This is a genomic window from Rhodococcoides sp. S146-33, from assembly GCF_059489205.1.
On sequence record NZ_JCAJWY010000002.1, the window covers coordinates 254,014 to 264,571 of the forward strand.

The window sequence follows — 10,558 nt, forward strand, 5'->3', positions numbered from 1 at the left end:
AGTCGTACATACTGCATCGGTGACATCGAACATTCGCAAGTTATCGGTCGCCGTGTCGATGGTCGTCCTCGCCGTAGCGGGGTTGTTGTTCTCCTCTGCGGGGACCGGCACCGCCGCACCGTCTGCGTGGCGTTACACGATGGTGGCGTTCAGCAACGACAGCGACCGCGACATGGACGTCTACCAGTCCAGCGACGCCGCGAACTACACCGCGCTGCAGACCGGGGCGTACCGACCGCCGGCCGGTGTGGTGCGTGATTCGAGCATCTTCAGGCACACCGACGGCATGTACTACGTGACGTACACGACGGGCGGAGGAGCGGAGATCGGCTTCGCGCGCAGCACCGATCGCGTCAATTGGACGTTCCTGCAGAACCTTCCGATTCCCTTCTGTTGCTTCCTTCTGCCCGGTACCGGAGCAGGCACCGGCTCGGCGGGCTCATCGGAACTACCGTCACTGTCGCCGTTCGCCACCAAGGCCTGGGCACCCGAGTGGTTCGTCGAGGGTGACCGCGTCAGCATCATCGTGTCGTTGTCTGCCGGCGGCGGGTTCGTGCCGTATCTGATGACCGCGACCGATCCAGGCCTGACCACATGGAGCTCGCCGACCCCGTTGACGGGGATCATCAACGATCACATCGACACCACGGTGGTGAAGGCGGGGTCCGTCTACCACGCATTCACCAAGGGCGAGAACAAGAAGGTCATCGAGCACTGGATCGCACCCTCGCTCGGTGGTCCGTACGTTCTGGATCCCACCTTCCGAGACTTCGGTCCCTTGAAGGAAGGGCCCGCCGTCGTCGAGTTGCCCGACGGCACCTGGCGGCTCTACTACGACGACTACACCAACCAGAAGTACTTCTACTCGGACAGCAAGGACATGGTGGGCTGGTCCGAACCGAAGGAGCTCCCGGGCCTGTCCGGAACCGTGCGCCACATCGGCGTGATGCGAGAACCTGCCTGAGGCGCGCTTACTCGTTCGTCCCGGAGAGCGCCCTGAGCCCGGCTGCGATGAACTCACCGGTGGCGTCTGCAGCGTTACGGGCACCGGCACCGGTGTCGGAACCTGCCAGCGCACGGTGGGTGATGCCCTCACCGATCACCCCGAGCTTGAAATTGGCCAGCGCGAGGTAGAAGCCCCAATTCTGCAGTTCGCGACCCGATTCCGCGGCGTACTGCTGTGCAAGGTCGTCGGCCGAGGGATACCGGTCGCTCGTCCACGCCGCGTCCGCGCCCAGGACCGCATCGAACACGGGTTGGCGGTAGATGCACATCAGCGCTACGTCGGTGAGGGGATCGCCGAGGGTGGACATCTCCCAGTCGACTACTGCGGCAACAGATCCGACGTTGTCGGCATCGAGAATGGTGTTGTCGACGCGATAGTCTCCGTGGACTATCGACGACGCCGAGTGCGACGGTATCGCTGCCTCGAGTGCGCGATGAAGTCGATCGACATCGGGTAGCTCGCGAGTCTTGACGCTCTGCCACTGCCGAGCCCAGGTGGCGACTTGACGGGTGACGAAGCCGTCGGGTCGCCCGAAGCTGCCGAGGCCCACGGCTGCGGGGTCGACGGCATGCAGCCTGGCGAGCACCCGGACCAGTTCCTCTGCATTGGACGTGATCTGCGTGTCGGTGAGGTCGGAGAGGTCCTCGCGCGTACGGACGACTCGACCGGGTACGAACTCGACGACGGTCATCGGTGCACCGAGGACCGAACCGTCGCGATCGAATGCGACTGTCCGGGCGACGGGGACGTCGGTGGATGCAAGAGCTTCGGTGACGGCCCATTCGCGGGCCATGTCGTGCGCCGATGGGGTCAGGCCACTGGTGGGCGGACGACGAACAACCCACGTGGAGGTGTCGTCGTACGCCTTGTAGGTGAGGTTCGAGCGACCACCGCTGATCATCTCGACCGACAGTCTGCCGTCGAGCTCGATATCGTTCTCGCGCAGGAACCGTTCGAGCGCATCGCGATTCATACCCCGCAGCTCGCTCACGACTGTGCCTCCCGCGCTGCGCGCTTGGCGGCACCGATCGTCCGTTTCGCGATGGCCCAGCGATGTACCTCGGACGGACCGTCGTAGACGCGGAACGGCCGCACTTCGCGTGAGAGCCTCGCCAGCGGAAGATCGTCCGAGACGCCGAGCCCTCCGCACATCTGGATGCTGCGGTCGACGATGCGGAAGATCGCCTCCGCTGCGAACGTCTTGGCGATGGATGTCTCGTTGCTCGCGTGACCACCCCGGTCCAGCTCGAAGCACGCCTTGATCAACAGTGCGCGGGTGGCGGCGATGTCGATCTCGTTGTCTGCGACCATCTTCTGCACCATGCCGAGATCGCCGAGCTTGCCGCCGAATCCTTCACGCCGAGCGACCTGGGCGACGGCGATGTCGTGGGCCCGCCGAGAGGCCCCGAGCCAGCGCATCACATGGGTCATGCGGGCCGGCCCCAGACGAACCTGGGCGTAGGCGAATCCCTCGTCGACGGCTCCCAGCACGTTCTCGTCGGGCACGAAAACGTTCTCGAAGAACACCTCGCAGTGTCCGCCGATCATGGCCTTGTCCAGGGTGCCGATATGTCGGCCGACCGTGATGCCGGCAGTGTCGGCGGGGGCCAGGAACATCGTTGCTCCGCCTCGATCGCCCGGCTTACCCGATGTTCGGGCCATGATGATGAAGAACCCCGCACCGTCGGCGCCGGTGATGAACCATTTGTGCCCGTTGATCTTCCATCCACCCTCGACCCGTTCGGCCGCGGTGGTCAACGCCGCAGGATCGGAACCGGCACCGGGTGCGGGTTCGGTCATCGCGAAAGCCGAACGCACGTCTCCCTGTGCGAGAGGAGCGAGGAATTGATCCTTCTGCGCCACCGACGCGATGTGCGCGAGCATATGGACGTTGCCCTCGTCGGGGGCACCGAGGTTCAGTGCGATGGGGCCGAACAGTGAGTAGCCGGCTTCCTCGAACACCGGGGCGCGGTCGCTCATCGACAGGCCGTGGCCGCCGTATTCGACGGGCGCATGTGGTGCGAAGACGCCCGCGTCCTTCGCGGCCGCCTGCATCTCGACGCGGAGTCGGTCGCCGCCGGCATCGGTGACGTTGCCCAGAAACCGGTCCTCGATGGGAAGCACGTGGTCTCGAGTGAATGCGCGAGTCCGGTCGATCAGCTTCTCGATGTCCGGGTCGTACGTCAGATCGATGGCCACCATATGCTCCTAGTTCAGTACCGACCGAACACTCGCTCGGTTCCTCGAAGGTTGGCACAACTGCCCGCCAGGGTCAAGGAACCCGCCTCAGCCCCTACTCGAGTATCCCGGTCACGGCACCGACCGTCCGTCGGGCGATATCGAGATACACGGCGACCACTTCGCTCGGTGTCATCGGTCCGTCGGAGCGATACCAGGTGGCGAGGCCGACGCACATGGTGGTGACGGCACGGCTGGCGTCCGCCGGGTGTGGGGTATCGAAGACCCCGGATTCGACTCCGTCGGCAACGATCACGTCGAGCAGGCGTTGCTCTTCGTCCCGCTTGGCGATGTACGCGGCGCGATTCGCTGCGTCGAGACTGCGGATCTCCGTCGAGCAGACGAAGGCGGCGTCGCGCCGGTGAATGTGGAACAGCAGCAAGGACTCCACGACTGCGTCGAATCGGTCGCTGGGTGCCGCGCCTGCTCCGTCCTCGGCCGCTCGAGTTCGGTACAACAGTTCGTCCATCGATGCGTCCATGATGCCGACCAGCAGGTCCTGCTTCGATGGAAAGTGGTGGTAGAGGCCGGGAACCGACAGCCCGGCACCGGCGGCGATCTGCCGGACCGACGTGCCGTGGTACCCCTGCTCGACGAACATGTTCAGCGCCGACGCCAGAGCTGGGGAGAGGTTCGAGCCCTCGTAGGTTCGCCAGTTGTGGGTCGCGGTCATGCGCTAACCGTAGAGGGCTCGACGTCGCGGGCCGAGAGTTTGCTCCTGACGTGGCGTCAGGTTCTACCGTTGCCTCCATGAACAGCACGGCTTCGACCACCTGGGGCATCGGCGACGTGGCCCGTAGAACCGGCCTCACCGAGCGCACGTTGCGCTACTACGAAGAGCTGGGGTTGTTGGCCCCCACCCGGGACGGAGGTGGCAGGCGTCGGTACGACGGAGGCGACCTCGACCGCCTCTACCGGATTCGGCTGCTTCGCGAATTGGGCACTCCGCTTGCAGACGTCGATCCGGAGGCAGTGGACCTCCAACACCTGACACGGCAGCATCTGGCCGATCTGGATCACCGGATGGCCGAACTCGCCCGCGTCCGTGAGCGCGTTCGGGCCGTGGAGGACCGACTTCTCCACGGTGCTCGCCCGAGCGACGACGCCTTACTGGACTTGCTGTCCGGATTGTCGACCGACGAGCCCACAGTCACTCGCCGCACCACGTTGTTGGTCTACCGCGACATCGCAGCTGCCCATACCTACCTCGTGGACGTGCTGGGACTGGCTCCCGGACAGATCGAATACGACGGCGACCGCGCAGTCCACGGCGAGGTGCACGCCGGTGACGGTGTGGTCTGGTTGCACCGCGAGGCCCCCGAACATCGCATGGTGTCGCCACTGACCACCGGCTCGGTCACCGCATCGTTGGCTATCCTCGTCGACGACGTCGATGCCCACCATGCCCGCGTGGCGGCAACCGGGGCAGCCATCGACTACCCGCCCACCGATATGCCCTACGGCGTCCGTGAATACAGCGTGCGCGATCCGGAGGGACATCTGTGGTCGTTCCAGACTCCGATCGCGGAACCGGTGGCGTCATGAACGCCGTGACTCCCTACCTCTGCGTATCGGACTGCCGCGCTGCGATCGAGTGGTATACCGCTGCTTTGGGAGCGGAGATCACCTTCGAGCCGATCGTGATGGACGACGGCCGAATCGGTCACTGCGAGTTGGCCGTCGGTGACGGCCGATGGATGATGTCCGACGAGTTCGACTCCGCCGGTGTCGCCGCTCCGGATCCCGATCGTGGCTGTGCCGTGTCACTTCACCTCGCCGTCGATGACGTCGATGCAACGGCGGCGAGGGTCACCGCGACAGGGGTCGCGATGGTGCGAGGTCCCGAGGACAGCCCGCCGGCAGGCCGGGTCGCGGTGTTCGTCGACCCGTTCGGACACCGCTGGTTTCTGAATCAGCCGATCGCGTAGTGACTCAGGACGCCAGCGCCTCGGTCACCGCGGCCGCGATGGCGGCCTCCCCGAGGGCATTGGGGTGCAGCGGCACGAACTGACTTGCGAACAGCAGTGGTTCGACCCACCGCACTCCGACGGGTTGGCATGCATCGTGCCCCTCCGACGCCACGGACATGTCGACGAACGTCGTGTCGGTGTCCACTGCAGCCTGGCGGATGGCATCGTTCAGCGCGGCCTGGAGGTTGCGCAAATACGGAACGTCGCCGAGCGCAACGGGGACCTGCGGCGCGCACGTGCTCGAGGCGGGGATCAGCCATGGATAGCCGACGATGATCACCTTCGCCTCGGGTACGCGAGTGTGTATGTCTCGCAATGCCTGTCGAACGGCCGGCAGTGTGCTGTCGAGAATTTTGTCGTCGAAGGTGCTGCCGTTCTGCTGCGTGCACGGAGCGAACGCGCCGGCATGGGTCGCCAAAGCGCTCACACACGCGGCGATCGCTCCCGAGAACACGCTGCTGTCGTTCCCGCCGATCATCACGGTCACCACGTCGGTGGAGGGCGACAACGCGTCGAACTGCGCTCGCGCGCCCTCGAACTGCGGGGCGTAGAAGTCATCGGTCGCTGCGCCGCCACAGCTGATGTCGGTGAGACTGTAACCCTGCTGACGGGCCACGATGTGCGCGAAATTCTGCTCGGATTGCAGACACCGAAGGGGAGTGCTCGGCGCGAGCGAAAGCACTCCGCTTCCTGCGCTGAAGCTGTCGCCCAGGTTGACGTGCTCGATCGGGGATGCTGCGGCGGTGGGAGGGCTCGCCAGCGCGAGCACGACAACCGCAACGACACCGAGCCCGAACCGCTTCGTCCCACTGCGCACTACAGACCCCCTGATGGCCGGATGTTGCCCGAGATCGTACCGCTGCTGCTGCGTAGTTCAGACCCAGGGCGAAAGCCGATTCGATGATCTAGCGTTGCTCACATGCGTCTGCCCGACGCGGTCGACTCCCTCGCGCAAGGACGTACTCAGATGGCCGATGACACTCTGGCAGATTTCGAGCGAACCGAGTTCACCGCGGACGGGCGCGCGGCACCTGTCTATCGCATCGGCACCGGGCCTGCGGTCATCGTGATGTCCGAAATGCCGGGCATCACGCCGAAAGTGGCGGACTTCGCACGTACTGTCGCCGGAATCGGATGCACCGCAATCGTTCCGCATCTATTCGGCGTCGACGGGAAGGACCCGCTGACCGCGCCCTTGGGAGTGCTCGGCACCGTTGCCACCATGTCGCGCGCCATGGTGCCGGCCTGCATCAGTCGAGAATTCACAATCCTGGCCACCGGCAAGTCATCGCGGATCGTCGTGTGGCTGCGGGCCCTCGCGGCCGAGGAACACCAGCGGTGCGGCGGACCGGGCGTCGGTGCCATCGGAATGTGCTTCACGGGCGGGTTCGCCCTCGCAATGGCCGCCGACGACCGATTGATCGCACCGGTGCTGTCGCAACCGTCTCTTCCGTTCGCGGCATCGACGTCACGCAGTCGTTCCATCGACATCAGTGCAGGCGACCTTTCGAAGGTGAAAAGCCGTTGTGCTGCCGGAGAACTCACTGTTCTCGGTATGCGGTTTCAGGGCGACAAGATGTGTCCACCTGCACGGTTCGAGTTTCTGAGGGAACAACTCGGCGACGCATTCGTGTCGGTGGAATTGCCTGATTCCGCGTTCAATCCGGAAGCATTCGGGCCGCCACACTCCGTCGTCACCGAAGGACTCATCGACGAGCCGGGTCAGCCGACCCGGCAGGCTTTGGACCAGATACTCGACCTGTTCCGCAGTAAGTTGCTCGCAACGTCGTGAGGCCCCGCGGTGCGAACACGATGCGAAGCCGAAGTTCGAATTCACGACCACGGAATCGTGGCCTGCAGAACCGCCTCTTTCAACGCGGCGGTCCGTAATGCCGTCACAATCTGATATTCGGGATCGGCCACCATCTCGCTGAACGCCTTGCGTGACGGGTACCGGACCAGGAGCACAGCATCCCAGGCCTGCCCGTCCTCGGCGGCAAGTGCGGTCGAACCGTCGCCCGCGTACAGCACCGTCGCGCCGTAGCGGGGGAGGAAAGTCTCGTCCAGTGCTTTCGCGTATTCCGCGTAGGAGTCGCGACCGCCCTCGGCGAACCGAAGCAGGTTGAGCATCACCACCGGACCGCCGGGATCTTGTTCGAGGTAGCGCTTCAGGTCTCTTCCGCGGGGATCGACAGCCATCGTTCGAGTATGCGTGAGCCGTCGATCCTGTGGAGTGTAAAGCGCTGGTCGCCGGTCGAGTCGATCCACTGTTCGACCCCACGAGACGGTGGCTCTGCGCTCAGCGGTAGAACTTGGAGAGCGGGAAGCAAGTGACTCCATCACAGGAAGTGTGTCGTCCATGACCGATGTTCAGAACGTGACCGTATTCGGAACCGGAGTGCTCGGTTCGCAGATCATGATGCAGGCTGCCTACCACGGAAAAACCGTTGTGGGATACGACATTTCCGACGAACTACTTGCCAAGCTGCCGGATCGCTGGGAATGGATGCGCGGATACTACAAGCGTGACCTGAAGACTTTCGACGAGGCGCGATTCGACGAGGCCATCGAATCCATCACGACCACCACCAGCGTCGCCGAGGCCGTTTCGGACGCCGACCTGGTGATCGAAGCAGTCCCGGAGGATCTCGACCTGAAGAAGAAGGTCTGGTCGGATATCGGCGCGTCCGCTCCGCCGGAAACTATCTTCGTGACCAACTCGTCGTCGCTACTACCCAGCAGTTTCGCCGAGGCCACCGGGCGGCCGGAAAAGTTTCTTGCATTGCACTTCGCCAATCTCGTGTGGCGGTACAACACCGGTGAGGTGATGGCTACTGCTGCAACGGATCCTGCCTACTTCGATGTCGTATTGAACTTTGCTTCGGAGATCGGTCTCGTTCCCGTTCCGGTCCGAAAGGAAATTCCGGGATACGTGCTGAACAGCCTTTTGATACCGCTGCTGCAGGCAGGAGCCAACCTGTACGTCGGCGGGGTTGCCAATCCCGCAGACATCGACAACGTGTGGCGCATAGCCACCGGGGCACCCGCCGGTCCGTTCCAGATATACGACACTGTCGGCTTCAACGTCGCAGCACACATCGCGCGGGCACACGGTGGCGAGGATCAGGTCAAGTTCGCCGACATACTGCAAAAAGGTATCGACGCGGGAAAGACCGGTCTCGGGGACGGGGAAGGCTTCTACACGTACGACTCCGACGGCCAGCGACTCGAAGCAGTCGAGTCGTGGAACATCAACTGAATCGCTCGACCCCGCCTGTCAGAGGTACGGATCTGCCCAGGCGCTGATGATTCGACCGGCACGAGCTGCTTGATTCTTGCCGGTGAGAAGGTGATTGGCCCCCTCGAGCGAAACGAAGCTCCGGGGGTGGCGGGCGGCCTGGAAGATCTCGCTGGCGTTGTCGATCCCTACCGTGTTGTCGGTGGGGGAGTGCATGACGAGTAGCGGTCGTCGCAGGGTGGTGATGCGCTCGCGCAGGTCTGCTTTGCGGACGTCGTCGACGAACTGTCGTTTGAGGGTGAGCGCTTTGCCGCCGGCGTGGAACGGCGCTTCGCCCTCCTCCTGGATCCGGTGGATGAGTGCGTCGTAGTTGTGCTCGACGTGCGCGGGCTGAAACGGGGCGGCGACGATGGCGACTGCTTCGACCGTCGGACAGTCGTGCGCCGCAGCAATGGCCGCCGAGCCGCCGAAGGAATGGCCGACGAGCAACTTCACCTCACGACCGGTCGCGTTCATGAACTCGACGGCCTTGACGGTGTCGTGCACCTTGTTCGAGAACGAACCGTCGCCCCAGTCGCCCTCGGAGTGACCCAGACCGAGATTGTCGAAGCGAAGCATTCCGATGCCGTCGGCCGCGAGCTGCTTGCACATTCGGTTCGCCGCCGGGCAGTCCTTGCCCAGCGTGAAACCGTGAGCGAATACGCCCCACCCTCGCGCCTCACCCTCGGGAACATCGACCACGCCGGCCAGGGTTGGTCCGGTAGCGCTGGGAAAGGTGACCTGTTCCGACATACCGGTCATCCTAATGGGACTTGATCGGCGAGTCTCCGGCTGGAATTGGCGCAACCGGAGAACGCTGGTCACCGAGCCGGGTCAACCGAGTTGGCGTAGTTGGATCGCGGTGTCCAGTGCCAGTCGATGCCACGCCGAACGCGGATCCCGACCGGTCAATTGCTGAGCCCGCCGCAACCGATAGCGCAACGTCTGCGGGTGCACCTGCAGACGGGTGGCAGCGGCCGTCGCTGTCCCGGTGGAGATGAAGGCCGAAAGGCCTTGCAGAATATGTTCGTTCGCCGCCTCGGTCAGCGGACCGAGCACGCTACGCACCACCTCGTTCGTATTGGCTGTGGGGCGCGCTGTCAACAGTGCCAGTAGTTGCCCGTCGCCGTGATCGAGCAATGCGCGGTCGTCGAACGCGTGATCCGGTGCGGTGTCGAGCGCTTCCGAGGCGAGTCGCCACGAACTACTGATACCGGCAATGGTCGATTTTTCCACCAAGCATCCACGCAGCCGCAGATCTCGACACGCGAGGTCGGCCTCGGTGCGGTGGATCGATGGTGGCAGCAGCACGATCGCGCGATGCTCGTGCCGAGTAACCAGGTGGCTCCGCTGACCGGACGTCGCGGTGCGGTCCGGTGGAACGAGTCCTACTGCGAGAACAAGCGATTCGACGGTGTCGTCGGACATGGGCCGACCCGGATCGGCAGATTGCACCACGAGCAGGTTCGGGTGTGTGGGCAGCTTCAGGTCGAGTTCGCGAGTACGGTCCGACACCGTCCCGGGTGAGTTGTGTCTGGCAGCCAGCAAGTCGTCGAGCAACGCGGCGTGCGCCTGCGCACGGTTGGATGTGAGCTGTTCGCGCGCAACGACGTACGCGCCGATGATCTCCTCGGAGATGGCATCGATGGCGTCGAGCACGCCGAGGCCGAGTTCGGCGATGTCCGGTGGGTCGAGTACATCCAGATACTCGGTTGTGACGTGCCGAACGAACACGCTCGACGCGACTCGATACGCGCGCAGCACATCGGCCAATGGCCGACCGTCTGCGGCGCGCGCGGAACCTATTGCTCGGAATCTCTTGTGGTCACGGTCGTCGATCGTCCGATCGCCGTGTGCCCACAAGGCCATCAAACGCCTCAGAGACCAATACGCGATGGCCTCGACATCGGCCAACTGTGCACCGTGCAGTGAACGATAGACCGGGATCGCCTCACGAATCGCGTGAACTGCGGAGCTGACGACGGGGCCCAGCTCCGATTCGATCTTCGCAACCACGGCGACTCGCGCCGGGTACATCGGTCTACGACCCGCTCTTTGTCAGCACCT

The 10,558-nt window shown here is 64.2% G+C and carries 12 protein-coding genes; 5 read left to right on the forward strand and 7 right to left on the reverse strand.

From position 1 onward, the window contains the following. Window positions 1–58: 58 nt before the first annotated feature. Complete coding sequence (locus AC5WEY_RS09855; RefSeq protein ID WP_495646522.1) at window positions 59–964, forward strand: glycoside hydrolase family protein; 906 nt, start codon at window positions 59–61, stop codon at window positions 962–964. A gap of 7 nt (window positions 965–971) precedes the next feature. On the opposite strand, the gene AC5WEY_RS09860 is transcribed toward AC5WEY_RS09855, so the two are convergent. The 3 genes from AC5WEY_RS09860 to AC5WEY_RS09870 all read right to left on the reverse strand — a co-directional run bounded on the left by AC5WEY_RS09860 (window position 972) and on the right by AC5WEY_RS09870 (window position 3,917). Further along, a complete protein-coding gene (locus AC5WEY_RS09860; RefSeq protein ID WP_057476512.1) occupies window positions 972–1,997 on the reverse strand; it encodes a phosphotransferase family protein in 1,026 nt (341 codons plus the stop codon). Next, complete coding sequence (locus AC5WEY_RS09865; RefSeq protein ID WP_495645773.1) at window positions 1,994–3,205, reverse strand: acyl-CoA dehydrogenase family protein; 1,212 nt, start codon at window positions 3,203–3,205, stop codon at window positions 1,994–1,996. The genes AC5WEY_RS09860 and AC5WEY_RS09865 overlap by 4 nt, the downstream gene beginning before the upstream one ends. A gap of 94 nt (window positions 3,206–3,299) precedes the next feature. Continuing rightward, window positions 3,300–3,917 (reverse strand): TetR/AcrR family transcriptional regulator, encoded by a 618-nt coding sequence (locus AC5WEY_RS09870; protein ID WP_057476513.1) that lies wholly within the window; start codon window positions 3,915–3,917, stop codon window positions 3,300–3,302. Window positions 3,918–3,994: 77 nt separating this feature from the next. Between AC5WEY_RS09870 and AC5WEY_RS09875 the strand changes: the two genes are divergently transcribed. Together AC5WEY_RS09875 and AC5WEY_RS09880 are read left to right on the forward strand one after the other, a co-directional pair. Further along, window positions 3,995–4,789: a MerR family transcriptional regulator gene (locus AC5WEY_RS09875; RefSeq protein WP_495645774.1), complete on the forward strand. Its 795-nt coding sequence runs from the start codon at window positions 3,995–3,997 to the stop codon at window positions 4,787–4,789. Beyond that, a complete protein-coding gene (locus AC5WEY_RS09880; RefSeq protein ID WP_495645775.1) occupies window positions 4,786–5,172 on the forward strand; it encodes a VOC family protein in 387 nt (128 codons plus the stop codon). Before AC5WEY_RS09875 ends, AC5WEY_RS09880 begins: the two co-directional genes overlap by 4 nt. A 4-nt stretch (window positions 5,173–5,176) precedes the next feature. On the opposite strand, the gene AC5WEY_RS09885 is transcribed toward AC5WEY_RS09880, so the two are convergent. Continuing rightward, window positions 5,177–6,031 (reverse strand): SGNH/GDSL hydrolase family protein, encoded by an 855-nt coding sequence (locus tag AC5WEY_RS09885; protein WP_495645776.1) that lies wholly within the window; start codon window positions 6,029–6,031, stop codon window positions 5,177–5,179. A gap of 150 nt (window positions 6,032–6,181) precedes the next feature. Here AC5WEY_RS09885 and AC5WEY_RS09890 point away from each other — a divergent pair, with 150 nt between their 5' ends. Beyond that, entirely contained in the window at window positions 6,182–7,006 is an 825-nt protein-coding gene (locus tag AC5WEY_RS09890) for a dienelactone hydrolase family protein (RefSeq protein WP_495646523.1), read from the forward strand. Window positions 7,007–7,047: 41 nt separating this feature from the next. Here AC5WEY_RS09890 and AC5WEY_RS09895 read toward each other — a convergent pair whose 3' ends face one another. Further along, a complete protein-coding gene (locus AC5WEY_RS09895) occupies window positions 7,048–7,413 on the reverse strand; it encodes a DUF1330 domain-containing protein (RefSeq protein WP_495645777.1) in 366 nt (121 codons plus the stop codon). Window positions 7,414–7,573: 160 nt separating this feature from the next. Here AC5WEY_RS09895 and AC5WEY_RS09900 point away from each other — a divergent pair, with 160 nt between their 5' ends. Next, a complete protein-coding gene (locus AC5WEY_RS09900; RefSeq protein ID WP_495645778.1) occupies window positions 7,574–8,473 on the forward strand; it encodes a 3-hydroxyacyl-CoA dehydrogenase in 900 nt (299 codons plus the stop codon). An 18-nt stretch (window positions 8,474–8,491) separates the two neighbouring features. Here the strand turns inward: AC5WEY_RS09900 and AC5WEY_RS09905 are convergent, their stop codons facing one another. Beyond that, on the reverse strand, window positions 8,492–9,244 hold the full coding sequence (locus AC5WEY_RS09905) for an alpha/beta hydrolase family protein (RefSeq protein ID WP_057476560.1): 753 nt from the start codon (window positions 9,242–9,244) through the stop codon (window positions 8,492–8,494). A gap of 81 nt (window positions 9,245–9,325) precedes the next feature. Further along, window positions 9,326–10,507, reverse strand: a complete 1,182-nt coding sequence (locus AC5WEY_RS09910) for an RsbRD N-terminal domain-containing protein (RefSeq protein ID WP_495645779.1) — start codon at window positions 10,505–10,507, stop codon at window positions 9,326–9,328. Between the last annotated feature and the right edge of the window lie 51 nt (window positions 10,508–10,558).

What these genes read in the sequence shown, in the direction of transcription:
- AC5WEY_RS09900 (WP_495645778.1), top strand. Translation starts at nt 7,574, where the DNA reads ATGACCGATGTTCAGAACGTGACCGTATTCGGAACCGGAGTGCTCGGT.
- AC5WEY_RS09890 (WP_495646523.1), top strand. Translation starts at nt 6,182, where the DNA reads ATGGCCGATGACACTCTGGCAGATTTCGAGCGAACCGAGTTCACCGCG.
- AC5WEY_RS09875 (WP_495645774.1), top strand. Translation starts at nt 3,995, where the DNA reads ATGAACAGCACGGCTTCGACCACCTGGGGCATCGGCGACGTGGCCCGT.
- AC5WEY_RS09905 (WP_057476560.1), bottom strand. Translation starts at nt 9,244, where the DNA reads ATGTCGGAACAGGTCACCTTTCCCAGCGCTACCGGACCAACCCTGGCC.
- AC5WEY_RS09895 (WP_495645777.1), bottom strand. Translation starts at nt 7,413, where the DNA reads ATGGCTGTCGATCCCCGCGGAAGAGACCTGAAGCGCTACCTCGAACAA.
- AC5WEY_RS09855 (WP_495646522.1), top strand. Translation starts at nt 59, where the DNA reads ATGGTCGTCCTCGCCGTAGCGGGGTTGTTGTTCTCCTCTGCGGGGACC.
- AC5WEY_RS09870 (WP_057476513.1), bottom strand. Translation starts at nt 3,917, where the DNA reads ATGACCGCGACCCACAACTGGCGAACCTACGAGGGCTCGAACCTCTCC.
- AC5WEY_RS09880 (WP_495645775.1), top strand. Translation starts at nt 4,786, where the DNA reads ATGAACGCCGTGACTCCCTACCTCTGCGTATCGGACTGCCGCGCTGCG.